This is a genomic window from Streptomyces sp. CA-181903 (assembly GCF_050937075.1).
Lineage (GTDB): Bacteria > Actinomycetota > Actinomycetes > Streptomycetales > Streptomycetaceae > Streptomyces.
Genome location: NZ_JBNJLY010000001.1, coordinates 2,217,206 through 2,239,922 on the forward strand (window position 1 = coordinate 2,217,206; position 22,717 = coordinate 2,239,922).

At 68.8% G+C, this 22,717-nt stretch carries 24 protein-coding genes; all 24 read right to left on the reverse strand.

The genetic code is table 11. The annotated features are described in order from the left end of the window. Nucleotides 1-123: 123 nt before the first annotated feature. Nucleotides 124-444, reverse strand: coding sequence for a hypothetical protein (locus ACQEVS_RS09740; protein ID WP_433018035.1), 321 nt, complete (start codon nucleotides 442-444; stop codon nucleotides 124-126). A gap of 73 nt (nucleotides 445-517) precedes the next feature. After that, nucleotides 518-922, reverse strand: coding sequence for a hypothetical protein (locus tag ACQEVS_RS09745; protein WP_433018038.1), 405 nt, complete (start codon nucleotides 920-922; stop codon nucleotides 518-520). Between the two features lie 182 nt (nucleotides 923-1,104). Then, nucleotides 1,105-1,569: a Pycsar system effector family protein gene (locus ACQEVS_RS09750; RefSeq protein ID WP_433018041.1), complete on the reverse strand. Its 465-nt coding sequence runs from the start codon at nucleotides 1,567-1,569 to the stop codon at nucleotides 1,105-1,107. A 164-nt stretch (nucleotides 1,570-1,733) separates the two neighbouring features. Then, nucleotides 1,734-2,102 carry a hypothetical protein gene (locus tag ACQEVS_RS09755; RefSeq protein ID WP_433018044.1) on the reverse strand — a complete coding sequence of 123 codons (369 nt, stop codon included), beginning with the start codon at nucleotides 2,100-2,102 and terminating at the stop codon, nucleotides 1,734-1,736. A 16-nt stretch (nucleotides 2,103-2,118) separates the two neighbouring features. Next, nucleotides 2,119-4,716, reverse strand: coding sequence for a hypothetical protein (locus ACQEVS_RS09760; RefSeq protein WP_433018047.1), 2,598 nt, complete (start codon nucleotides 4,714-4,716; stop codon nucleotides 2,119-2,121). A 90-nt stretch (nucleotides 4,717-4,806) separates the two neighbouring features. Continuing rightward, nucleotides 4,807-6,009 (reverse strand): hypothetical protein, encoded by a 1,203-nt coding sequence (locus ACQEVS_RS09765; RefSeq protein ID WP_433018050.1) that lies wholly within the window; start codon nucleotides 6,007-6,009, stop codon nucleotides 4,807-4,809. After that, nucleotides 6,009-7,034 carry a hypothetical protein gene (locus tag ACQEVS_RS09770; RefSeq protein ID WP_433018053.1) on the reverse strand — a complete coding sequence of 342 codons (1,026 nt, stop codon included), beginning with the start codon at nucleotides 7,032-7,034 and terminating at the stop codon, nucleotides 6,009-6,011. Before ACQEVS_RS09770 ends, ACQEVS_RS09765 begins: the two co-directional genes overlap by 1 nt. Before the next feature lie 74 nt (nucleotides 7,035-7,108). Next, nucleotides 7,109-8,059, reverse strand: a complete 951-nt coding sequence (locus tag ACQEVS_RS09775) for a hypothetical protein (RefSeq protein WP_433018056.1) — start codon at nucleotides 8,057-8,059, stop codon at nucleotides 7,109-7,111. Further along, nucleotides 8,052-12,251 carry a hypothetical protein gene (locus ACQEVS_RS09780; RefSeq protein WP_433018059.1) on the reverse strand — a complete coding sequence of 1,400 codons (4,200 nt, stop codon included), beginning with the start codon at nucleotides 12,249-12,251 and terminating at the stop codon, nucleotides 8,052-8,054. The genes ACQEVS_RS09775 and ACQEVS_RS09780 overlap by 8 nt, the downstream gene beginning before the upstream one ends. 264 nt (nucleotides 12,252-12,515) lie before the next feature. Continuing rightward, nucleotides 12,516-13,040 carry a hypothetical protein gene (locus ACQEVS_RS09785; protein WP_433018062.1) on the reverse strand — a complete coding sequence of 175 codons (525 nt, stop codon included), beginning with the start codon at nucleotides 13,038-13,040 and terminating at the stop codon, nucleotides 12,516-12,518. A gap of 133 nt (nucleotides 13,041-13,173) precedes the next feature. Further along, complete coding sequence (locus ACQEVS_RS09790) at nucleotides 13,174-13,767, reverse strand: hypothetical protein (RefSeq protein WP_433018065.1); 594 nt, start codon at nucleotides 13,765-13,767, stop codon at nucleotides 13,174-13,176. A 56-nt stretch (nucleotides 13,768-13,823) separates the two neighbouring features. Further along, nucleotides 13,824-14,273 (reverse strand): hypothetical protein, encoded by a 450-nt coding sequence (locus tag ACQEVS_RS09795; RefSeq protein WP_433018068.1) that lies wholly within the window; start codon nucleotides 14,271-14,273, stop codon nucleotides 13,824-13,826. Between the two features lie 2 nt (nucleotides 14,274-14,275). Then, the gene (locus tag ACQEVS_RS09800) at nucleotides 14,276-14,494 is read right to left on the reverse strand and encodes a hypothetical protein (RefSeq protein WP_433018071.1); all 219 of its coding nucleotides are present in this window, start codon (nucleotides 14,492-14,494) and stop codon (nucleotides 14,276-14,278) included. A gap of 83 nt (nucleotides 14,495-14,577) precedes the next feature. Next, entirely contained in the window at nucleotides 14,578-15,108 is a 531-nt protein-coding gene (locus ACQEVS_RS09805; RefSeq protein ID WP_433018074.1) for a hypothetical protein, read from the reverse strand. After that, nucleotides 15,108-15,440 (reverse strand): hypothetical protein, encoded by a 333-nt coding sequence (locus ACQEVS_RS09810; RefSeq protein ID WP_433018077.1) that lies wholly within the window; start codon nucleotides 15,438-15,440, stop codon nucleotides 15,108-15,110. Before ACQEVS_RS09810 ends, ACQEVS_RS09805 begins: the two co-directional genes overlap by 1 nt. An 82-nt stretch (nucleotides 15,441-15,522) precedes the next feature. Next, complete coding sequence (locus ACQEVS_RS09815; protein WP_433018080.1) at nucleotides 15,523-15,969, reverse strand: hypothetical protein; 447 nt, start codon at nucleotides 15,967-15,969, stop codon at nucleotides 15,523-15,525. Between the two features lie 8 nt (nucleotides 15,970-15,977). Next, the gene (locus tag ACQEVS_RS09820; RefSeq protein ID WP_433018083.1) at nucleotides 15,978-16,385 is read right to left on the reverse strand and encodes a hypothetical protein; all 408 of its coding nucleotides are present in this window, start codon (nucleotides 16,383-16,385) and stop codon (nucleotides 15,978-15,980) included. A gap of 13 nt (nucleotides 16,386-16,398) precedes the next feature. Continuing rightward, complete coding sequence (locus tag ACQEVS_RS09825) at nucleotides 16,399-16,830, reverse strand: hypothetical protein (protein ID WP_433018086.1); 432 nt, start codon at nucleotides 16,828-16,830, stop codon at nucleotides 16,399-16,401. Nucleotides 16,831-16,934: 104 nt separating this feature from the next. Further along, entirely contained in the window at nucleotides 16,935-17,408 is a 474-nt protein-coding gene (locus tag ACQEVS_RS09830; protein ID WP_433018089.1) for an IPT/TIG domain-containing protein, read from the reverse strand. 90 nt (nucleotides 17,409-17,498) lie between these two features. Further along, on the reverse strand, nucleotides 17,499-17,888 hold the full coding sequence (locus ACQEVS_RS09835; protein WP_433018091.1) for a hypothetical protein: 390 nt from the start codon (nucleotides 17,886-17,888) through the stop codon (nucleotides 17,499-17,501). An 89-nt stretch (nucleotides 17,889-17,977) separates the two neighbouring features. Continuing rightward, on the reverse strand, nucleotides 17,978-19,294 hold the full coding sequence (locus ACQEVS_RS09840) for a phage major capsid protein (protein WP_433018094.1): 1,317 nt from the start codon (nucleotides 19,292-19,294) through the stop codon (nucleotides 17,978-17,980). A gap of 239 nt (nucleotides 19,295-19,533) precedes the next feature. Continuing rightward, a complete protein-coding gene (locus ACQEVS_RS09845) occupies nucleotides 19,534-21,486 on the reverse strand; it encodes a 2'-5' RNA ligase family protein (protein ID WP_433018097.1) in 1,953 nt (650 codons plus the stop codon). 62 nt (nucleotides 21,487-21,548) lie between these two features. Continuing rightward, nucleotides 21,549-21,761 carry a hypothetical protein gene (locus ACQEVS_RS09850; RefSeq protein ID WP_433018100.1) on the reverse strand — a complete coding sequence of 71 codons (213 nt, stop codon included), beginning with the start codon at nucleotides 21,759-21,761 and terminating at the stop codon, nucleotides 21,549-21,551. After that, nucleotides 21,752-22,384: a hypothetical protein gene (locus ACQEVS_RS09855; RefSeq protein WP_433018103.1), complete on the reverse strand. Its 633-nt coding sequence runs from the start codon at nucleotides 22,382-22,384 to the stop codon at nucleotides 21,752-21,754. Before ACQEVS_RS09855 ends, ACQEVS_RS09850 begins: the two co-directional genes overlap by 10 nt. Nucleotides 22,385-22,717 lie beyond the last annotated feature (333 nt).

Sequence of the window (22,717 nt, forward strand, 5' to 3'; positions counted from 1 at the left end):
GGGGTTTCCCCGAAACTCCCTGGAACCAGCAGCAGCCCTCGACGCAGTGGGTTCGGCGGCGAAGCGGCCACCTTGGTTTCGGATGATACCCGCCGGCGCCCCGGCGGGTGACCGGAGGCGGTGCTACTCAGGCTGTCCGGCGGGCTTCGGGCTGGTGACCGACTCGATCACCGGGGCGATGTTGATCGGCTTCCACAGCAGGTCGTAGGTGGCCTGCGAGGCGGCCAGGACCGCGGCGAGCGTGGCGAAGGTGAGGGTGCCGTGCTGGAACTGCTCCCAGCCGCCGGAGGCCGCCACGGTGACGAGGCCCGCGAGCAGGGCGAGGACGGCGGCCACCACCTTCTTCACCTCCGTCGACCAAGCCGGGCGCTGCACGATCGCGGTCAGCAGCGGAAGGAGGGCGCCAACCTGGGCGCCGGTGGTGATGGAGTCGAGCGTGGACATCGGTCCTGCCTTTCGTCGGGTTGAGGACGAGGCGGACTGTGCACGCCGTGGGGAACTTGCGTCGCGCGGTGCATCAGGTGGAGGTGCTGTCGTCGATGTCGGCGGCGATCTCGCGGGGAGGGGCCGGCACCGGGCCGACGGGGGCGAGCAGTGCGCGGAGCTGCCGAACGTAGTCGACGGCGGCGGCCTTCCACCGGCGCCATCGTCGCTGTTCTTCCTGCAGGACCTCGACCTTGCGCTCCAGGTCGATCTGCCGCGCCTCCAGCGTGGTCACGCGATCAAGGGTCTGGGCGTTCATCGCCCGCTGCTGCTCCAGCAGGCCGGTGAATCCCTCCGTGACCGTGGAGATGGCGGCCGTGCTGGCCTCGGCGTCGTTCTTGCGTTTGGCCTGCCGGTGCATGAGCCAGGCGCCGCCCAGAGCGCCGGCCATGCCGCACACGGGGGTGAGAACGGGCGCCAGAGAGACAAGCCACTCCACGGGCCCCTCCTCGTACGAAGTCGACTGTTTGGCGGGCCGCCTTCTGGCAGAACGGCGGCTGCCGGTACACCTTCGCGGGATGGGGGCCCTTACGTCGCGTTGTCGTGTCGCGAACCAGCAGTCGTCTTCGCGGTGAGGTTGGAGCAGCGCGGCCTGCGAGGCGGACTCGGTGCTGCCGCGGGTCAGGGGGCAAGGGCGGTGACGTCGGCGGTGACGATCAGGAGGATCACGGCGAGGCCCGTGGAGAAGACGGAGGCCCGGATGCGTTGGTACTTCGTCATGGTGAGCTTCGACAGCACGCTGATCTCGTGGTGGCGCCGGTCTTCGCGGACAGCCGCGCGGATCTGTTCGGGAGTCATCCTGGCCCAGTGCGGGAAGTTCGAGCCGTCGCGGTCGTCGATCGCCGGCAGCACGGCTGCCAGGAGGAAGACGATCCCCGCGAGGAGGAAGACCGAGGCGACGACGGACAGGATCCGCGCGGGACGGGGCCCGTCGGAGGAGACGGTGCTGAGCCACACGGCCAAGCCGGTGTGAAGGCTCAGCAGTAACGCCACTTTGACGTCGGTACGACCGAGGGTCTCGCCGACTGCCTTCAGGGCGCGGTCGAGGCCGGTGTCGGTACGTTGGTCGGTCGGGTCGGTGGTCATGATGCTCCTTGGAAACGGTGAAGGCCCGGTCACCGTTGATGGTGGCCGGGCCGGTGCTGGGCTTCCGTTCCGCGAGTGCGGATGGAAGGTGATGTTGAGAGCCCGCGGCGCCCACGGGGGCTGTGCCTACCGCAGGGAGCCGCTGCGTCGGAAGGGCTGAGCGATCACGGGCCTTCGGCCTGCCCGTTGCTGCCGGGCACCCAGCCGCATAGGACGTTCCACACCTGACGGACGGCCTGCACGATCAGCTCGTCGCTGACTCCGCTGTCTGTGCTGTCGGGCGTGCCGTCGTACGCCGTCTGGGCGGCCGCGGCGACTGCCGGGTTGGTGGCGATGGCTGAGGCGTAGCCGGGGCTGGTGAGGTCGCTGGGGTTTACGGCGGTGCGCGCCAGGGCGTAGCGCAGGTCGTGTCCTGCGGTGGTGGGGTCCTCGGCGCAGACGTCCCGGGCGACGTGGGAGAAGGCCATGCGGACTCGGGCTTGGAAGGTGGGGTGGGTGGCCAGTACGTGCTGGGTGAGGAGGGGGCTCGTCATCAAAGTTCCCTTTGTTCTATTTGACATACTTCAGTCGCAGGCGCGGGGAGTTGGTCTCCCCCACGCCGCGGGCCCGCCCGTAGTAGGTGGACGAGGTGTTGTTGGGGTCGAGGGAGATTCCCCGGAACCAGCTCGGGTCGAAGATCGACGTGATGTTGACCCAGCGGCCTTCGTTCTTCGCGAAGCCGACGGTTACGGCCTTGGGGTCGGTGGAGAAGCCGCCGGGGCGCGCCTTGTGGCTGTGGGACTTGATCACGGCCTTGCCGCCGGAGTTGGAGTACCACGTCTCGAAGTACAGGTAGACCTCGGCGGAGAGCAGCTTCGCGCCGGCGAGGTCGGAGGCGACGTTGGCGCCGAAACCGGCGAGTGCGGCCTGCGTCCCGGTGCCGGACGAGTAGTACCCCTGCACCATCTTGTTGCCGTAGTAGGAGTTGTAGGAGCTGCGGTTGGCGTAAGTGCCGGACCAGGTCGCGTCGTACACCTTGGTGTAGGTCTTCGAGGGGGGCTTGGTGCTGGCCCCGCCTCGGTTGTAGACACCGGTGGACTCCAAGGTCGGGCCGAGGTCTTCGACGTACATGTGCCCGGGGTAAATCTCGTTGCCGAAGAGGGACATCGATTGCCCGCTTGGCCCGTTGGCGTTGTTGAACGTCGTCAGCAACCGGTGCACGCCGTCGCCGAGTTCGTAGCCCTGCTTGACCAGCTCCATCCTCACCCTCGCCCAGTTGGGACCGGCGATGGGGTGGATGGCCGACTGGAGCTGGGCGGAGCGGATGGTGGGCGCGCCCTCCCCGCCGTCGCGCAACCTCAGTTGCAGCTCACCGCCGACCGCTGACGGGTTGGAGTAGCAGTCCAGCACTATGCGATAGGTCCGGGAGCTGTCGCAGTCGAAAGCGAGCTCCATCAACCCCATCTCAGTACCGCTGGTGGAGACGCTGGTGGTGATGGGGCTCTGGGCGACGATGCCACGCGGGAGCCGGTCGAGGATCGTCTGGAGATCGTCGCCGCCCACAGACAGTCGTCCGGCTGCTGCGAGATCCTGGAAGCCCGCGTTGCCGTGTTGGTCGATGGTGGCGACCGGTGATCCGTCGGCCGCCAAGCTCAGGTAGTTGGGACGGCCGCCGACCAGGCATACGGCTTCCTCGCCCTCGGCGTCGTAGATGCGCAACCCCTCGGGGCTGATCTCGGCTCGCTCTCCGCCGGTGGCGGAGGACAGCACGGCGCGCAGCTCGACGTTGTCGAACCAGACGACACCCCGCCCCGGCGGGACCTGGAGTACCGGCCGGCACGCCGCGGCCTCGGGCGGTGCGATGAGCACGGCGGATTCGCGCCGCCAGGCGTCGTCGGCCGCCAGGTGCTCGGCAGTAGCCGCTGCCGTTGCCAGCAGCTTGCCGCCGGCGCCGAGCCACTGCAGCGCCATCTGGACCGGCGGGCCGGTGGTGGTGAAGTCCGAGCCGGCCTTGGCGTCGTAGGCCGTCCAGTACCGTTCGCCGGCGGTGACCGGATAGGACTCGTACTCCAACGTCCGGCCCTCGGTCGCGTCGAGCGTGAAGGCCAGCGCGCGGGCTGAGCGGTTGCCGGTCGGCATGACGGCGGCGTCGGTGCGCCCGGTGAGGCGGTCGGCGATGTACCCGGACTCGAACGAGGAGTCGGGCAGCAGGTTGCCGTTGACTCCCAGGGACAGCTTGTCGGCGGTGATGGCCCCCGCCTTGAGGTGGGTGGCTTCGATGGCCCCGGCCTGGATGCAGCCCGCGCTCACCGCGTTGGCGGCGATCTTGTCGGTGGTGATGGCCAGGGCCCGGATCTCCCGGCCAGTGACCGAGTCGGCTGCGATCTTCCCGGCCGCGACCGCGTCCGCGGCAAGCTGCTCGGCCTGGATCGTGCCGGCGACGAGGTGGGAGCCGGTGATCGTTGCGGCGGCGATGTGCTGAGCGGTCACGGCCGCGGCGGCGATCTTCTCCGTCGTCACCGCGGCGTTGGCCAGGGCCTCTGGGCCGACGGCGCCGGCGGCGACCTTTGCTCCGGTCACGGCCTGCTCGGCGATCTTCAGATCGGTGACGATCCCGTCGAGCAGGTCCTGGCCGGCGGCCTTACGCGCCGCGGCCTGCACAGCAGCCGACGGCTTCCCCGGTACCTCGGCGGTGTTGACGGCCACCAGCCGCACCCACGTCGGCTCGTAGCCGTCGACCGCGACGGTGAGGCCGCCTCCGCTGGTGTTGGTGATAGAGCCGGTCAGGGTCTGCGGACCGGGGGTGAAGTCTTGGCTTGGGCCAAGGTGGATCTGAACCCGGGAGAAGTCCAACGGTGTGGTGTCGGCGTCGTCCCATTGCCCGTCCCACACCACGGTCAAGCCCGCCAAGGCCGGCTGCACCACGGGCGCGGTCGGAACCGGCGGCGGCTCCGCGGTGTGCACGACGACCCCGACGGTACCGTCGCTCTGCACCCCGACCGTGCCGCGCAGTACCCCCTCGTCGTCGTAGACCTCTAGCGCCCCGCCCTCGATGCTGGAGTAGGCCGCCTGTGAAGTGCGCTCCAGTCCGCGCAGCCGCCGGTCGAGATCGGCGAGCAGCCGAGCCATCTGCCGTGCCTGGACCTGCGCGTCCAACGATGTGCCCATGAAGGAGCACCTCACAGGGTCCGGCGGGTTAGTGTCGCGCAATGTCCGGGCTCTGGAGACGTCGCGCAGGTGCTCGCCGGGTGTGGCTGGTCAGTAGTGGAAGCTGTCGCTGCGTTTGAGCTCCAAGGTGCACGTGCCGTCGGCCGATATCTCATCGCCGACGATGCGGTGCCAAACGTCGACGTCCCCGATCCACGGGACATGGAGTTGCACGCGGATGTCATCTCCGAGGGACCACGACCCGAACCTCGCGTTGGGGTGATCCAGAATCTGGATCATGGGGACCTGTACGCCCATCGTGCGGCCCGCGAGTTCCTGTTCGCCGCGGGTACGCAGCGCCCGGTCGGACTTGAGGGTCTTGTCGGTCACGGTGGCCACGCGGCGCAGCCGCCCGTCGAAGGCGTGGACCTGGGCGCGCTTCATCCGCCTGCCCTCGCCCGCACCGAGGATGACGACCTCGTTGGCGAACTCGTCGGCCATGTTCTTGGGGGTGGCTGGCTCGATGATGTTTTCTCCGTCCGCGAAGCGCAGGTCCTCACGCTTACGGCCCAGACGGGGCTTGCCTAGTCGGATGCGGTGCTCGATCTCCGTGCCCTCGGGATCGGCCCAGCGGTGGGTCTCCAGCCAGTCGAAGGGCAGTTCCTTGGCAAGGTTGTCGATCGCTTGTCCGCAGTCCGGGTTGTCCCACCACTCCAATCGCCAGGGATCTTTGCCGTCGGGGCTGCCGAGCTTTTCGCCGAGCTGGTGGCCATCGATCTGCACGCCGATGTTGCCGTAGGGGCGGGACTGGACGTGGTCCCAGATCGCACGGAACGCGTCGTAGGCGTCGATGCGCGGGCCCGTGTACGGCTTCCCGGCCGGTGGGATCTTCCGTCGGGGCTGGCTGCCGTCGATGTAGCCGTCGTGGTTTTTGTCCTTTCCTGCCCACTTGTCCTTCGGGTCGATCAGCTCTCCCGAGACCAGGCGGTCCTCGAACGGGGTGCCGTGCAGGTAGCTCGACAGGCCCTCGCAGGTCACCGTCATCTTGGGGCCTTCGTAGCCGATGTCTGTGACGATGCCGCCCCATCGGATCCAGCCGTCGATCTCCAAGTAGAGTTTCGTGCCCCACTCTTGGAGGATCGGACGGCCGTCGGTGCCGATCATCCGGGCGTATTCCGGGTCGATGGTCCCCGCCATCTGGCCCGGTCCCGATAGCGCTCTCTTGGGATTCGTGGACAGCGCGAGCGGGACTTCCCAGTCCAGGATCTGCCGCTCACCCAGGGCTCGTTGAGCGATGAAGCGCCAGCCCTTCATCAGATCTGGTCCTCGTGCGGGCTTTCGACGAACTCCACGTCCAAGAACACCGCGGACCCGCCGTCCGCCTCCAGCAGGCCCTTGTAGTCCTTCGCGCCGGAGCCCTGCATGATGAACGGCCACACCCCGCCGCGCATGAACCGCGGGATGCTCAGCGTGCCGCCCGAGACCAGCGTGTATCGCTGGCCTCCCCTGTACTGGCACAGGTACCGGGTGGCGGGCGTCGCCAGCAGCACGGCTCCACCGTCGAGCTGTCCCTCGACACCGCCGATGCCGACCTTGAGGAAGCCGTAGCTGTCGGCCGCGTTGCGCTGATCAAGCTGCGCCCACGTCGCCATGATCGTCATCGACGACGCCCAGTCTGGGATCTCCAACATCCACTTCGCCCCGTCGGGGAACATCTCGTACGCCGGCTGCCGGATGTTTCCGACCTCGTCCGGCTGGTCCCACACCCCTTGCAGCGAGCGCAGTACCCGTCGACGCCTCGGGTTGGCCATCTCCCGCAGGCTCTTGATCATCGAGCCGGTGATCGCGCTGGTGTTCGCCGGGATGTCGATGCGTGCCAAGGTGATCGCGGAGTCGTTCGGGCGGACCTCACGCACGTCGGTCGTCGTCTTCGGCACGCCGCTGATGACCCGGGTGAACACGTACGGGCCCGTCGCCGCGTCCTTTGGCTGCGGCCACGTCTCGCCGTAGCTGTACGGATTCTCCACCCGGGCGATGATCAGGTCGGAGCGCGCACTGGCGCCGGTCCCCGCGATCGGCACCGTGTCGGCTGCCGGCAAACGGGCCGCGTACGCCTCGTAGGTCGAGCCGCGGGAGCGGTTGAGGATCGCGGCCGCGCCAGGCATCACCTGTACCGCGGCCGCCGGGGTGCCCAGGGCCTGCACCCGCAGGTCACCGCCGCCGATGATGCCCTGCGCCCCAGAAAAAGCTGCGAACGCCAGCACGCGGGCGATCTCGGAGCTGTGCTCGGCGCCGCCCTCGGTGAACCACGGAACGCTGTCCCACGCCATCGTCGTCATGTCCTTCGCACTCGGCAATTACCGAGCGAACTGTGCTGGCTTGACCAGCTTGCGTCTCCTGGTGCGTGGCCGGCTCATAGGTAGGCGTAGGCGTCGCGCCAGGAGACGGTCATGTACGACGTCCCGGTGTCGTCCCGGCCGCGCAGGATCAGGTCGTGCCGCCCGAGGGGCAGACGCATGTCCGCCAGCAGAGGCGAGTGACGGTCCAGCGTGTCGGCGACGGAGGAGTTGCCGTTGCGCATCACGGTACGTACCAGGGGGCGGGGGTCGATGCGCACCCACTGGCCGCGGTCGAGGTTCAGGTTGAGGGTCACCATCCACTGGCCCAGGACTTCACACTGGGGGGTGGCTATCGGCCCGTAGATGGTCAGCACGGGCCAGGTGGGCACGTCGCCCGCGACGACGATCTCGCCCGGCACTTTCGTGGCGCCGGGCCCGGTCATCGACAAGGGGGTGCGCAGCGGGCCGACGAGCCCGCGGTGGGGTGCCGGCGCCATGTCGACGCGGGTCGTCTGCTGCCGGTCGTCGTAAGCGACGTCCTCCGCCGCCAGGAACGTCGCCTCCACGATGGTGTGCCCAAGGCGCGTGAGGCGGCTGGCCGCGGGGGCGAACTTCCGCGGCCTGCCGTAGAAGCGCCTGACTCGACCCCCCTGGCGGGTGCGCAGTACCGCCCGCTCGCCGAAGCGGCGGCGTACCGCATCCGCCCGCCATGCCCGGCCCAGCAGGGAGACCGCGCCCAGGTTCGCCCCGTGGCGGCCGACCACGTTCGGGGCGTCGTCGACGGTGTCCACACCGATGGAGAAGGCGATGCTCGCGGTCGACCGGTAGTCCTGGCCGAGGCGAACACCGTCCTCCCGAGGAAGAGCGACGTCCCCGACTTCAGGGTCGCCGTAAGTGATCTCGTACGGAGCGACCAGGTCGAAGCCGGTCTCCCGGGTGCCGAAGAGGAAGTCGACGCCCGGGTGGACGCCGTTGCCGTCATAGAGCAGGTTCCACTGCCCTTCTCGAAGAACGCGGTCAGACATGGGCACCTCCGTGCTGGATACGGCGCAGCTCGAACATGGCGTCGTTGATCGCGGCACTCGGGGACATCGGTGCCCCCGTCATGACCAATTTCAGGTCCCCGCCGACGAGCGAGGTACTCGCCCGGGGGACGGTGGGCCGCATGGAGACGGAGGAACGTGCGCTGCGGTACAGCGCCGAAGGATCCTGGCCGTTCGCATCGCGCGGGTAAATGACCTGGCCGCCGAATTCTTGGGCCACTGCGTCGAGAATTGCCTCTGATCGGGCGCGCTTTGCCCGCCCAAGTGGAATGTAGGCTTCTCCCCCTGTTTCGGGCTCCGCCCAGAGCCGCCAGGTTCCGGCCCGCGCGATCTGGGCGACGTGCCGTTCCGTGCCTTGGGCGAATGCCTTCAGCTTCCCGGCTGCCCTACTGATGCCGCCGTTGGCGTATTTACTGAAGCGGACGATTCCGCCGTCCTTCTTCTGCGTCTCGTTCACGTACGGCTTGCCGACGTTGTTGTAGCGGATCGTCACGTCGACGGTTTTGCCGGTCAGTGAATTGATCTGGGACTGGATGGCCTGGACTTGCGAAATCGCTGTGCCTGTCGGGGCCGTGATGGCGACTTGCTTGGAGCCCGGGATGTCGGTGATCTTGTAGCCGAGTGCTTCCAGTTCTGCACGAGCGAGCCCCGTGGGTGCGTCGACCTTCACGGTGCGGTCCGCCGGCAGGGAGACGACTTGGTCGCGGACGCTCGTCAGGCCCGATACCGCGTCGCCGATCAGCGTCTTCACCGACACGTTCTTGTCCGACGGGGTTGCCGCGATGGCGCTCACCAGCATGGCGAGCTGAGAGCGGGCCTCGCCGGTGGACGCTGTCACCCGCACCCGTCCGCCAGGCAGGGATGTGACCTCGTAGCCGACCGCCCGCAGGGCCGCAATCGCCTCGCCGGTGGGCGCCTTGATCGTGATCGTCTGGCCCTGCTTGAGCGTGCTGAGGCGTGCCTGGAGCTGGAGCATCTCCGCGTTGATCGTGGACATGCCCTGCGCCTGGAAAAGCATCGACACTGTCTTGGGCATCAGCCCGAGGCGGTTGGCCAGTTCCTCGGCCTGCTGCTTGGGCAGCCCCAGCGACTGGGCGTAGGAGACGGCAGCCTGGCGGGCCTTGGACATCTCGGCCTCGGCGGTCTTCATCGCCTGGCCGATGGGGACTCCGTTCTCCTTCGCCATCTGCTGTGCGGCCACAGCCGCGCTCATCGCCGACTCCCTGATCTCCTTCATCCGGGAGTTGAACTCCTGGCCGGCGCGACTGGCGGTGTTGATCGACCCGTCGTACTGCAGCAGCTTCTGCGCCGCGTCGGGGATTTTCCCGTTGCCCTGCTCGATCGCCTCGTTGACGGAGAGCACGGCGGCGTTGAGCCTTGTCTGGGCATCGTGGAAGCTTTCCGTGTTGCCGGTGATAGCGTCGAGGGCTCTTTTGAGAGATGTCACCTTCTCGTCGGCAGCCGATGTCTCTGAGGAGAGTCCGTTCACTGCCGCCTTCAGCCGGTTGAAAGCGTCCGTTCCCCCGCCGACGCCCTTGGTGGCGGCCTCCAGCTCGCGATTCTTTCCGATCGCCCCTTCCAGCTCGCCGCGTACGCTCTTCAGGGCATCCGCGGCGGCTTTGGCCCGCTTTCCCGTCTCGTCCGTTACCGACTTCATGCCGCGGGTCTCGCGGTTACCGGCGATCTGCTCCAGGTGCGTGTGCGCCCTCGCGGTGTCTTCCAGTTGCTTCTGGAGTTTCTCCAGCGCGTCCTTCGGCCCGAGATACGCATCGGTGAGTTTTCCGAGGCCGATTCCTGCGCGGTCCATGACGGCGGTGAGCTTGGCGTGCCCGTCGGCGACCTTCGTCTCCTGCAGGAGCTGAGCTGCCTGAGACCTGACGTTGGCGTCGATCGCGCCCCCGGAATCCTTCAAGGCCCTCGACAGGGCGTTGACTCGGTCTTCGTGGGCCGCCGTGGCGCGCGCGGCCTTCTCCTGGCTGCTGGCCCACAGCCCCACACCGATGGTCGCGACGGTCAACGCCGCGCCCAGTGGGCCCCCGAGGGCGTTCACCAGCCCGCCTACGCCGAATCCCGCCGCGCGGACGGCCGCGCCGGCGTTGCGCATCGCGCCGCCGAGCGTCCCGGCGCCCGCGGCTGCGGACCGGTAGGCGGCCTGCATCCGTTGCCAGGTGCTGATCTGCGGTCCCATCGCCGTGGTGACCGCCGAACCGGAGGTGACCACGTTGCGCATCGCGGCGCCGAACGTTCCGGCCGCGGCGCCTGCGCCGCGCATCGCTCCGGGGATCGCGCGCCCCGCCTGCGAGGCGGCCAGGCTCAGCCGTTGCCACGCGCCGATCTGCGGGCCGATCACCGCAGTCGTTCCCGACGATGCCGTCGCCAAGCCCCGCAGCGTGGTGCCGAACCGGCCCAAGGTGCCGGTGATGCCGGTGACGATCTTCAACGCCATCAGGGCGCCGATCAGCGTCCCCAAGGCGGTGCCAAGTCCTGGCACCACGCGCATCAACCCGTTGAAGAGGCTCAGCAGCCCGTTGAAGGCGAGCAGCAGTGTGCCCAGGCCGGTGCCGGCCGCGGAAAGGGTGGCGAAGGCGCGCGCGAGATTGGAGATGAGGCTGATGACAGACGGTCCGACCGACTTGCCGATGGAATCGAAGAAAGCCCCGACGCCGGGCATGAGCTCCGTGCGGATCTGCCGGACAAGGTCCGTGATGCCGTTGCTGCGTGCCATCCGACCCAAGCCGCGGAAGAAGTCGCCGACCAGACCGTTGAGCTCATGAAACGTCGGTCCCGCGTCGGCGAAAAATGTCTTCATCGACATCTGGCCCTTATCGGAGCGGGCCCAGCGGTTGAACCGCAACAACGTGCCCTCGAAACCGTCCAAGAGCGCGTTGCCGCTCTCCATGCCGGCCCGGCCGACCGCCGCCAGGCCCTTCCCCAACCACTTGGTGCTGCGTCCGAGCTGATTGGCCTTATCCCCGGCGTGGTCGAGAAACTTCGCCAGACTGCCGGTCTCGCGGCCGGCTGCCGTGGATGCGCGTATGTACCGCGAGAGCCGCTCGGTGCCGTTCCCCAGCCGCCGGGCAAAGGGGCCCGAGGCGACGAGGAAATCAAGGGTGGCGTGGCCGAGGTTTCGCAGGGTGCCGCTGAAGTTACCTATGAGCGCCGCGTTCGTTTTCGCGACCGTTCGGAAGTCGCGGGCGAAGACCCCGGTTTGCATGAAGCGCGCGCCGCGTTGCGCCAGGGTGCCCATTTGTCCGGCAGCGTCCCCGAGCGAGGATTTCAGCAGGGGCAGGGTCTTCTTCGACAGCGGATCAATCTCGTTCTTGATCTTCGAAAAGAAGCGCTCCTGAACCGACATGCGGAGCGACTTCCACTCGCCGCGTACTCCTGCGACGGCCAGGATCGTCTTCTTCGCCGACGCCGATACGTCGCCCATCGCCTGCGCGAGCGCCTGTTGCTGCGCCGCGGTGACCTTGGTGCCGGCGGCAAGCTGCTGCTCATTCTTGAAGGTCTGCTTGAGCGCTTCGCCGAAACCGCTGAACGCGACCTTCGTGCCGATAGCCGCAGTGCCGGCGGCAGCGATCAGCCCGGGGATGCCTCCCAGGACGCCGACGGCCGGGGAGGCGGCGGAGACCAAGGCGGTCAGAGCGGCACCGTACTGGGTGAGGGCTCCCAGGGCGGGGCCGATCACGGACACGATCGAGCCCATGGCCAGGGTGCGCATGAGGCGTCTGCCGCCGCGCATCCGGCCGCCGGTGGGCGCCTCGATCTGGACGGGGACGCGTACGGGGTTGCGGTCGGCTTCCCCTTGCGCTCCCGTCACGAGGCTGTGGAGTCGGCCGAGGAAGCCTGCGCCGCGGTGTCCCGCGTCGTCCGGGCGGACCGGGACGGTGATGCCATGACCTCTCGCGGAGGCCCGTTGGACGGCTTCGTCGAGTTGCTGGCGTAGCCCCTTGTCCTTGAGCTTGACTTTGATCTTGGCGGAGACCCCGGTGGATGCCTCCTTGACGGCCGTCTCCAGCCGCTCGCGGAGCCCCTTGTCGGCGATCTTCACCGGGATCTTGATTTTCAGACCCTCGGTGACGGCCTCGATCTTCGCCCGCAGCTCCTCGGCGAAGCCGTGCAGGTCGGCAACGACCGGCACCTCCAGCCGTCCGGCCTGCATCCCCTCACCCAAGGCGCACTGCTCCTCGTCGTGCTGCGGCCGCCAGCAACTGCTGGTGCCCGCTGGTACTTGTGGTCGTGGTCTGCTCGCCGGCGTGGGCCGGTCCCGCGTCGCCGTAGGGGCGGGGGATCGTGCGCGGCTGTTTGCGGCGTAGGTCTGCAGCGAGCAGGGAGACTTCTTCGATCAGTTGGGCGAGGAGTTCGGTGGTGACGGTCCACCCGCTGACGCGGGCGGACCGTGTACGGGACTCCTCTGGCAGCCGGTCAAGGAGGACCGTCAGTCGGCGGATTCCGATGAAGCTTGGCTGCCCGGGTTGGAGCCAGATGCCTCGGGCGTCGATCCCGTGGAATCGGAGGAGATCGGATTCGACGTCTCCCCACTGGTCGAAGACGAGCCGGAGAGTCCAAACAGTTTTCCCAGCGACACCCCATATTCGCGGGCCAGGGCCTTGGTGAGCCTGACGTAGTCGCCGAACGACGGGCGGCAGCCTATGAATTCCTTGTACTGCTCTTCGCCCAGGAGAGCTTCGTAGAGGTCCTGGAAGCCCTTCCAGAGCTGCGCGGGGAACCGCGGGCGCTTGGTGAGCAGTTCGATCGCTTCCCCGGCGATGCTGCTGCTCGTGGTGATCGCTATGTCGCCGAGGAAGCCGGCGAGGTCCAGTTCCTCGGACAGCAGCGTGTCGAGGGCGGTCGCCGGCAGCTCGGCGGGGAAGACGAAGCGGCGCTTGCGGAAGAGGACGGCGATGCCGTCGGGGTGCTGCACTTCGCGGCGCGCGGCGTCGAGGTCGATGAGCGTGGTCAAGGCGGGCTCTCTTCCTAAAGGGTCCTGATCGAGCCGCGAAGGTAGAAGGGGGAGAAGGTTTGCGTCGCGTCCTGTTGGTGGAGCGATCCGGCCCCGGGGCGGTTACGCCTCGGGGCCGGGGTGCGGTGCGCCGTTACGTGGCCGGGGCGAATGCAGGGTCGTTGGTGAGCATGTACCAGGCGTCGGCGTTGTCACCGCCCTGCACTGCCAACCGCAGAGGCAGCACGCTCTCCTTCGACTTTTGCAGTTCGTTCTCGACGCCTTCCATCTGCATCACCCTGGGGAAGCAATAGCGGTAGCACTTGCCGCCGTCGATGACCTCGATGACGGCGGCTATCTCGCTGCGGCCGCCGACCGGGGGCGGCGTGAACTTGTAGTGCTTCGCGCCCTTGCCCTCAGCTCCGGTGCTGATTTCCGTGATGCTGCCGCCGCCGAACACGGCGATGAAGTTGGATCCGTTCCACTGCTGCAGGTCCACTTCCAGTGTGGCCGCCTCGGAGGTCTGGAAGGTGCGGCTGGGGAAATCCGTCTGGGCGCTCTTCACAGTCTCAAAGTCCGGCTCCTCCTTGAATTTCAGGGAGTCCTCGGTGGTCAAGCCGACCGACTTCCAGCCGGCGGGCATTTCCACGGTGGCGTCCGCTGGCGCCGGCGTCCCGACCTTGGCGAGCCAGACATGAGTCCGTGCGGGTACGACGATCTCTCGCGAGTTGGTGATCTCGGCGGCCATGACTTCTCCTCGTGCCGATGGGTGGATGGCCGTCGGACCGTGGATGGGGAAGCCGGTTAACGTCGCGTGCTGCCCTCCGGTGGGCGCAGGGTGATGAGAAGCCCGAGGATGTACCGGGGTTGGCCGGTGACCAGCGGGGAGTCGATCAACATGCCGGAGGGACGCACTCGGCTGACGACAGGGCGGCGGGCGTCCTGCGGGGCTCGGGGAAGTTCCGCCGCGGCCACTGCGCACACCAGCAGGGCGCGGCGGAGGGCCGCCGGTCCGGGCCATCCGCCGGGATCGCCGTAGATTTCCAGGGCGACCTCGGGTTCGGTGGCCCAGGACAGGTCACGCAGGTCGCCTCCGGCGCCGGCGGTGACCCGTAGGTGTGGCCAGGGGCCCTCGACGATTCCCGAGACGCGGCCGGGGCCGCCGAGGGCCTTGGTCGCCTCGGGGTGCTCGGTGAGCCAGGACAGGACGGTGGCAACGGGGTCTGCGTCGGCGACTGCGTAGGAGTCGGTCATGGTCAGGCGCGCTCTCGGGCGAGGTAGCCGCTGTTGCGCAGTTGCCGGGCGTAGTCCGGGGCGAGGTGTGCGGTGTCGCCGGGGAGGAAGTCGCGGCCGCCGATGCGCAGGTGGTGGGAGAAAATCACGCGCTCGGGCCGCTGGCCTTCGCGGAGCGGTCGGCCGACCACCTGGGGGGTCGGGGTGCCGTCGGTGGAGGTGGTCTTCTTCGTGCTGGTCATGGGCGGCAAGGGTGCGGGCGCGGTGTGCTTGTGTCGCGGCGTCCCCCGCGTGCGTGAAGCGGCACGTGCTCCTCTGCCCGCGATCAGCGTCGTGCGGCGACGGCTGCGGCAGCGCGGGCCATGAAGTGGGTGCCCTCGGCGACCAGGTTGCCGGGATAGACGGTACCCACCTCGGCCTCGACGACCATCGGTCCACGTGCCGTGACGGTCACGGTGATCGTCTTGCCGGCGATGACCGGCTGGCCGGTGGTGACGTTGCGGGCGATGCCGTCCGGGTCGATGACCGTTGTGCAGCGGCAGTTCTTCAGGTTCGCCACGGCGCGTGAGCTCTGGTCGCGGGGCTGGAGCATGTACGTGCTGGAGCCGACGCCGCGGTGTTTGCGGTCCCAGTCCATGCTGTTGACCGTGAAACGAAGGTTGTCCGGGACGACTTGGCCCTGCGCTCCCATGTGGGTGGGGCGTACCTTGTCGTCCGCCACCGTCACCCACCGTTTGGTCGGTGGGGCCAAGCGCTTGGCCTCGACCTCGACGCGGCGGGCGATGCGCTGGACGTACGGGGCGATCATCCGTGCGAGCTGAGCCTCCAGGCCCGGGGTCGCTCTGAACTTCGCCATCAGGGCGCCTTCGGCGGGTTCCGGCTGGCGGTCGCCTGGACGTAGTCGGCGGCCGACCAGCCCGCTACGCGGTGCTCGCGCGCGGTGGTGACGGTCCACGTCAGCCCGTGGTCATCGCTGACGATGTCGCCGGGCTCCACGGGCCAGGCGCCCGGGTCCAGGCGCAGGGACCAGGTGCCGTCCTGCTGCTCCAACGCCGAGCCCGGCCAGGTGCCGCGCGGCGCGGGACGCTGGTTCGGGTCCGGCGGCACCGGGACTCCGTTGGTGTCTCGGACCCATGGATGCTCCAGTGCGTGCAGCGTCAGAAGACGGTTCGGGAGGACGACAGCCACCAGGTCACCTCTCCTCCTGCGTGATGCGTGGAGACCCCTCGGCCGTCGGCCGTGGCCGGGTGGCCGAGCTCGGCTCTCTTGGTCAGCGCCATCGCGGGGTACGGCCGGAGGAGTAGGGCCACGGGGCGCGCGGCGGGCGGATCAGGGGCTGGTACGTCAGGCGGCGGAGCCGGTTGAGGCTGTCGATGGCGGGTAGCGCGCCCGCCTGGCCGGCGGTGGGCGCGGACTCGTAGGAGATCGACTGTCCCTCGGCGCTCACCGACGAGACCCGGCGGCCCGGCCCCGTGTTTCCGTCGGAGCGCTGCCGCACGGACTCCGCGGCGTGCGCGACGACGTAGCGCACCACCGTCTCCTCCTTGGCGCCGTTCAGGCCGACGAGGAGGTCCACGTCGTACGTGCCGTCCGGGTTGCCGCGGTAGGAGACGACCTCGGCAGTGTCATCGATGTGGACCGGCCAGGTCTCGATGTCTTCGAGAGCGTCCGTCCAGCGGGGGCTGATGCCGGGCAGTGTGGTGGCAGTCGGAACCAACGGGCGGTTCAGGTAGGCGGCGACGTCGGCCTGTGCGTTGCGGATCTCCTCCTCGTAGGCGGCGCGCTGGGGGCCGTGAGGGGAAGAGGGACGCCGAGCATGTCGGCGACCGCTTCGGGCGATCCGACCAGGCCCTGTCCGGTCGGGAGGTCGAGGCGCACTGATGTGTCCGTGGTGGGCTGGCCAACGCGGTTGGGGGTGAAGGTGACCGAACCCCAGTACCGGCCGGGCGCCACGGTGGGCAGGTCGAACCGGTACACCCCGCTCCGAAGGCGGACGGCGGATGCGGCTGACGCGACCACCGAACCGTCGCGCTGGGGTGTGGCGTACAAGTCGAGGCGCATCACCTGCCCGCCGGCCGGAGCCGGGTCGTAGTGCGCCCCCGCCCACATGAGCTTGTGATCGTAGACCGACATCCCTTCGTCTCCTTTACTGAGCGGTGCCGGTGCGCGTGGTCTGCGCGTGGAGGCGTTCGCGGATGCGGGCGGCGATGCCCTCGGAGACCACGGCGCCCTTGGGCTGCAGCAACCGGGTGACGGGGTTGCGGTGCGGCCCGAGGAAGGTCCGTTCGACCAGGCGAACGGTGCACTGGAGCGTCGAGCCCAAGGGGGTGAGCGGCGTGAACACGGCGTCGGGGTCGACGGGCGGCTGGCCGGTGGCGTCGTCGAGGATGACCTCCGCCAAGTTTTCCTCGTCGGGGATGACCTCGGTCGGGGTGACGTAGGGGCGCGGTGCCGGCGGCTCGGGGGCCTCGTCGATGTGCGGCGGCTCCAGCGGGGCGGCGTCCGGCGCGGCAGGGGCCGAGTCGCCCTCGGAGGGCGTCTTGGCGGTGGCCTTGCGGGCGCGAGCAGTGGTGGCCATGGGTGGCTCCTCAAGGGGTGTCGGTCCGAACGCGCAGGGCGCTCAGCTTGTGTCTCGTGGTGGGGAAGGCGGCGAGGGGCCCCGCGGCGGGGCCCCGTCTCCCATCAGCCTCCGGCCGGGGCTTCGTAGGCGAAGCCGTCCGCCTTGATGGCACCGCTGTCCGTGGTGAGGACGACGGGCGCCGCTCCGGCCGTACCGGGCGGCGTCTTCACAGACAGCTCGGCAGCCGAGCGGACGTGAAGACCGGTGCCGGCGACGCCACCGAAGCTGACTGCGGAGACGCCATCGAGGCCGGCCCCCTTGATCGTGACGGTGGTGCCGCCCGTTGCCGGGCCCATGGCGGGACTGATGGTCGAGACCGTCGCCGAGGTGAACAGGCGGTCGACGACGGAGCGCGCGACGATTGTGCCGGTCGGGTACAGCAGGAGGCGCTTGGAGCCCTCGGGCTGTCCGTCTCCGCGCCCGTACGGCTCGGACTCGTAGACGTCTTCGGTGACTCGGACCGGCGGGTCGTCGAGTGCGGCGGCGGGGAACGCTGCCTTGGTGATGCGGGTGCCGTCCTGGCGATACAGGCCCATGGTGTCCGTCCTCCGAATGCAGTGGTCGAAGGAGGATGCGCGCGGGCAGTCGTTTGGGTCGCGCCCTTCGGAAAGGACGGTGCGTTGCCGTTACAGCAGCCGGAGGGGGTCCCAGCCGTCCGGGCCGACGCTGAAGACGAGCAGGCCGGCGGAAGGAGCCTCTCCGCGGGCTGGAGCAGGGCTTCCAGGTCGCTGGGCAGGGATACCGGCCGGGCACCGGCATCCGGTGACTTCGCCGCGGCGGCGGTGCCGTGCCACGGTGTAGGCGGTGATCGCGCGGCCGTGCTGGCTGAGCACTGCGGCGATGGCCGTAGAGGGGATGGTGGGGGTGTCGAGGGTGCGGCACAGCGTTGCCGCGGTCTCCTCGTCGACGGACGCCAGCGCGACCGCGACGCTGCACGGCGGTCCCTTGCGGGTGGCCGGCGCTTCGGTCAGCGCGTCCAGGTCGGCGGCGAGCCCTGCGAGTTCCTTGTGTGTCACTGGCATTCCTCCGTGTCAGATGGTGCAGACGAGGGGTGGAGGGGAGGCGCCGCTCGGGGGCGGTGGGCGGCGCCTCCCTTCCGCCGAGGTCAGCCGGTGGTGGGCTGGGTCCAGGTGCCGATGACGAAGGACTCGGGGCGCGGGACCTCCAGGGCCACGCGCTCGTCGGCTCGGAAGGTGATCAGGCCCTTCTCGAAGTTGTCGGCATTCTCGGAGCTGACGGTCACGGAGACGGACTCGCGGTCATGGAGCTGGGCGCCGAGCCCGAACGCGCCAATGAGGAAGTTGTCGTCCGCCATCGCGGTCGTCTCGACGACGTCGAGGCGCCAGACGCGCTTGGTCGCACCGACGGCGATCTGCAGGGCCACGCGGAAAGCCCCGGTGCGGTCTTCCTCGACCTCGACGTGCTCCCACATCGTGGGGGACAAAACAATTCCGGTCGGGTCGTATTCGGCCAAAAGCGCCTTGGTGATGCTGCGGCGGATCTGGACGCTGTACTGGTCGGTGGCCAGCCCCTTCGTCTGCTGGACCCCGGGCGTGTTGAAGATGCCGGTGAGGCTCTGGCCGTCGCCGACGCTGTGCAACAGGTCCCAGTCCTCCTGGTACTTGACGCCCTCGACCATCCGCGAGTTGATGAAGGTCTTGAGCCTGGGTTCGTCGGCCAGGATGTTCTTGTGGGCGTCGAGCAGGTGGGCGATCTCGCTGACCGGGTACATGACCGGGACGAGCGAGAGCTTCGATCGGGGCGCCCGGCCCCAGTTGTCGCTGTCGGCGCCGGTCGCCGGGCTGACGCCGTCGGCGGCGTAACGTTCCTTCACCTGCCGGGCGTTGTTCGTCCAGCCGGTTTCGCGGGCACCGTAGAGCACGGCCTGCTTGGTGCTGCTCTTGGGGAAGAGGTCGCGGATGTGGAACTTGCGGTACTCGCGCTCGGCGATGCCCAGGTTCTGGGCGGAGCCGAGGGTCTGGTGGGTGACGGTTCCGGCGGACAGGCTGAAGATGGACTTGCCCTCCATCTCCGCCCGGACGTAGGGACGGTCACGGAAGCCGGCCTGGGCCGCGTTCTTGTAGGCGTCGCTCTCGACGAACATGTCGCCGAGGCTCTTGCCCTCGATGGTCTGTGCCTTCTGGCCGTAGTGCTGGCCGGCGGCGGGGACGGAGTCGGGCGCGTCGAGATACTGCTTGACCTCGCTCATGCCCTCGGCGTCGGCGATGAGCTGCTTGAGCTCCATCGCCTGGGCGGAGACCTTCTTGAAGGCGTTGGCCTGCTCGGTGCTGACGACGAAGCCGCCGTTGTCCTCGACCTTGAAGGTTCGCGATATCCGCTCGGCTTCGGCGGACTTCTCGGCGAGCTGGGCCTTGAGGCTCCGGACCAGTCCCTTGCTCTCCGAGGTGACGGGGGTGCTCACGGTGTGCTCTCTCTACGTGCTGGGGTGCGGTTGACGTGCGTCGCTCGCCCGGCCAGCACCGGGACGACCCGACAACGCGGGGCATTTGAGAGAGCGGTGGTGCTTAACGTCGCGTGCTGCCGTTCCTTCCGGGCGAGGGAACGGCAGCACGCATGCTTTGACCTGCTGTTTTGTTGTATGCGGTGGGGTAGGTGCCGCTGTTGCGTCCGCTCGCTGTGAGAGCCGGCTGGTCGCGGTTGTTACCCCTGGATCGCGGCGAGCTGGGCCTTCACCTCGTTCGCATCCAGGCGGACGGTGTCTTCGTCGCCCGGCTCGTCCTCGTCGTCGTCCGGCTCGGTGTCGTCGCCGTTCGGCTCGTTGGCGACGGTGGGGGTGGTGTCGTGGGGCTCGTCGTACGGGTCGTCGTCCCACAGGTCCATTCCGTTGCCGGCCATCGGGGACGGCGGAGGGGGCGGCTGCTGGTCGTCCTCGTCGGCACGGTCGATGTCCAGGCCCTTGGAGGAGAGAGCGGCGAGGAGTTCGCCGACGGTAGCGCGAACAGGTTCAAGCTGTTCGGCGGAGTCGGCGGCCTGGATACGGGCGGTGGCGTCAGCAAGTGCGCGCAGGGCCGGTCGCACGACCATGCTGTCGGTGGTCTCGCTGCTGTCGGCCGCGCGTGCCGGTCCCTGATCGGGGATGACCACGGTGGTCAGTTCGACGGGCTGGGGGGTGCCGAGGGATATCTCGGGCCCCATGCTCTCGTAAGGAACGGTGTAGTTGACCGGGTCGTCGCCGTTTGGGTGGACGGAGACGATGACGCGGTCGGGGTAGGTGGCTTCGATACACGTCCAGGTGCCGTCGTCGGTGGCGAGCAGGCGGCGGACGGCGGTGCCGAGGCGGTCTCGGATCTCCTCGTAGGAGGCGGGCAGCGGCTGGATCGACGGCACGGTGGCTCCTGGGGTGATGCGGGATTTGGCTTCCAGAACGGTGGCGCGGGCACTCTTGTGGTGACCTGGCCTCTTGTCCATGCCGCCTGCCTTGGCTTCGAGAACGGCGGCTCGAGCGGTCTTCGCTTCGACGCTGGCTCGCAGCCCGAGTCCGCTCGCGCCTGGCTGGGCGTTTCCGTTCTGCACTGCGGGTGCGTCGTCGGCCGCTGCGCCGGTGAGGCGGATGGGGGTTGCGTCCGGGCCCCGCACGACGTGCACGGTGTCGAAGACGACGGGGAGGGGCGGCACGACCGGTATGTCCGCCGGAAGGTCGTAGCCGAGGGTGATGTGCGGGACGAACCCGTGGTCGCTGCGCAGCGCTCCGGCCAGGGGTGAGAGGGCCAGTGCGTTGATGACGCGTTCGCGGAGTTCGGTCAAGCCGGGCACGTCGACGGGGACGAACACCGGCTCGCCCTCCCCGGTGTCGGGGAAGCGGCCGATACCTCCCACCGTGCCGGTAAGTGGCGCGGCGCCGCGGAGGGCTGTGGCGAGGATGCCGGCAAGGTCGTCGGGGTGGCCTGGGAGTTGGTCGGCGTCGCCGAGGTAGGCGAGGGTGACGTGTAGGTCGCGTGGGGCTGTCCCGTTGTGGTGGGCGATCTTTCCGGCGACGCCGGCGGGGAGGTAGAGGGCGACCATGGCCCCGCGTCCCACCTGCTGTTCGGCGGCCTTGACGTCGATGTGGCCGTTGGAAGCGGTGGTCTTGTGCTCCAACTCGGGTGTATCAGAGGCGGCCTTGACTTCCAATGATCTTGTCAGTGGGTGGGCACCGTGGAGGACCGGGGAGACCTCGTACAGGTCCAACTTGTGGATCACGCGGACGCCGTCGGAGCGCTTCGTCGCGCCGCTCGGCGGGACGCGGTAGCCGATGGAGAACTGCGCCTCGTTGTGCTCGTGCCACTGTCGAACCTGTTCGTACACATCGCGGCCCCTCGACGTGCGGAGGTTGAACTGGATGGTCGCCACGAGCGCCCCGGCTCCCGCGGGCCAGTTCGGGATGTCGGCGAACCGGGGGTCGCCGGGCTGCCACTCGGCAATGTCCAGGACCACGCCGATGGGCTGCTGCCACTCGTGGTGCCAGACCGTTTTGACGGGTCTGGTGGCCAGGGTGTGGGCGAACGCACCGGGGACGATCAGGTCCGCGACGTCGTCAACGACGCCCGTGACGGCGAAGATTGCCCGACAGATGCCCTTGCGCGCAGGGGCTCGGGATGTGGGGGCGGGTGGCACGGCGAGGAACCTCCGGGGCGGGTGGACAGTTGGCCGCCGCGGACCGTGCCGTGCCTGCTCCCCTACTGTCCTGCGCTGGCCTCTGCCGCGGAGTTCTTGGCTTCGGACGCCGTGCGCGCCGCGACCCACCCCTTGGTCCAGTAGCGGGCGCCGAACTGCTGCGCGGGATCGGCGCTGTACTGGTCGTAAGGGCAGGCATCCGAGGGGTCTCCCGTCGCGAAGGCGACCTTGCCCTCATTGAGGAGCGCCAAGTACCTCTGGCGGTTCAGCTCCACTGGTTCTGCTCCCCACTTTGCTTCGGCGGGAACAGAGCATCCTGCCCGCCGCGTGTGACCGCCGCGTCTCCGCCGCCGTCGTTGGCCTGACTGTGCGCTCGGGTCATCTGAGCGTCGTCGACATCGATGGCCCAGACGTCCGGGTCTGTGTACCGCCACACCTGGCCGGTGGCGTCGCGCACCCATCCTGTCAGGGTGCCGTCTGGAGCCTGGTCCAGCCACGCCTCTTCGCCGTCGGCACCTTTATAGGCGGCGAACGCGTCGGCCGGGTCGGTCTCGTCGCCCTCGTCGTACATGTCACCGGACCATGGCCGCGCGTCGTCCTCCGGGGCGTGAGCTGGGCCGGGGCCGGCGTCGTCATCCGGCGTCTCGGCGCTCTCGGCCGCGGTGGCTCCCCCGTCTGGGCTCGCTTCGTTCGGTATCTCCTCGTCGGCGGTCTCGGTAGGCGGTGGGTTTTCGCTGGAGGCTGCGGCGGATGCCGTGCTCGGGCGGGTGTCGTCCGTTGGAGCTTCGGAGACGGCCGGGTCGGTGGCCGCGCTGTCCGGGTCCTGGTCTTCGTCCTCGTCCCCGAACGGCTTGCCGCCCTTCGGGAGCGCCTTGATGGCGATTCCGTATCTGGTCACGGCGCACAGAGTGAGGAAGCTGACCGGCTAGCGTCCTGCGCTGCTGACCGGACGACGAAGGGCGGTTGCCCTTCTCCGCGGAGGTCACCGTCCGTTGTCCGTGGCTGCTGCTACGGTGGGAATGCCCTCTGTAGGTTCACGCCTTCAACAGGGGTTGCGTCCCTGCGTGAGCGGGGGTGGTCCATACAAACCGGGCGGCATCGGCGAGATGATGCCGTGCTTCCCCGCTCACGCGGGGGTGGTCCGACGTACTGGCCCTCGCCCTTCTTCCTGAAGCGGGTGTCCCCGCGCATGCGGGGGTGAAGCTGGTGGGGCTGCTCGCCCGCTGGTACG

Bases quoted from the DNA above. Each gene is read 5' to 3' on its own strand.
- ACQEVS_RS09740 (WP_433018035.1), bottom strand. From the start codon at position 444: ATGTCCACGCTCGACTCCATCACCACCGGCGCCCAGGTTGGCGCCCTC.
- ACQEVS_RS09750 (WP_433018041.1), bottom strand. From the start codon at position 1,569: ATGACCACCGACCCGACCGACCAACGTACCGACACCGGCCTCGACCGC.
- ACQEVS_RS09765 (WP_433018050.1), bottom strand. From the start codon at position 6,009: ATGAAGGGCTGGCGCTTCATCGCTCAACGAGCCCTGGGTGAGCGGCAG.
- ACQEVS_RS09800 (WP_433018071.1), bottom strand. From the start codon at position 14,494: ATGACCAGCACGAAGAAGACCACCTCCACCGACGGCACCCCGACCCCC.
- ACQEVS_RS09790 (WP_433018065.1), bottom strand. From the start codon at position 13,767: ATGGCCGCCGAGATCACCAACTCGCGAGAGATCGTCGTACCCGCACGG.
- ACQEVS_RS09775 (WP_433018056.1), bottom strand. From the start codon at position 8,059: ATGTCTGACCGCGTTCTTCGAGAAGGGCAGTGGAACCTGCTCTATGAC.
- ACQEVS_RS09825 (WP_433018086.1), bottom strand. From the start codon at position 16,830: ATGGCCACCACTGCTCGCGCCCGCAAGGCCACCGCCAAGACGCCCTCC.
- ACQEVS_RS09760 (WP_433018047.1), bottom strand. From the start codon at position 4,716: ATGGGCACATCGTTGGACGCGCAGGTCCAGGCACGGCAGATGGCTCGG.
- ACQEVS_RS09755 (WP_433018044.1), bottom strand. From the start codon at position 2,102: ATGACGAGCCCCCTCCTCACCCAGCACGTACTGGCCACCCACCCCACC.
- ACQEVS_RS09805 (WP_433018074.1), bottom strand. From the start codon at position 15,108: ATGGCGAAGTTCAGAGCGACCCCGGGCCTGGAGGCTCAGCTCGCACGG.
- ACQEVS_RS09770 (WP_433018053.1), bottom strand. From the start codon at position 7,034: ATGACGACGATGGCGTGGGACAGCGTTCCGTGGTTCACCGAGGGCGGC.
- ACQEVS_RS09820 (WP_433018083.1), bottom strand. From the start codon at position 16,385: ATGTCGGTCTACGATCACAAGCTCATGTGGGCGGGGGCGCACTACGAC.
- ACQEVS_RS09830 (WP_433018089.1), bottom strand. From the start codon at position 17,408: ATGGGCCTGTATCGCCAGGACGGCACCCGCATCACCAAGGCAGCGTTC.
- ACQEVS_RS09795 (WP_433018068.1), bottom strand. From the start codon at position 14,273: ATGACCGACTCCTACGCAGTCGCCGACGCAGACCCCGTTGCCACCGTC.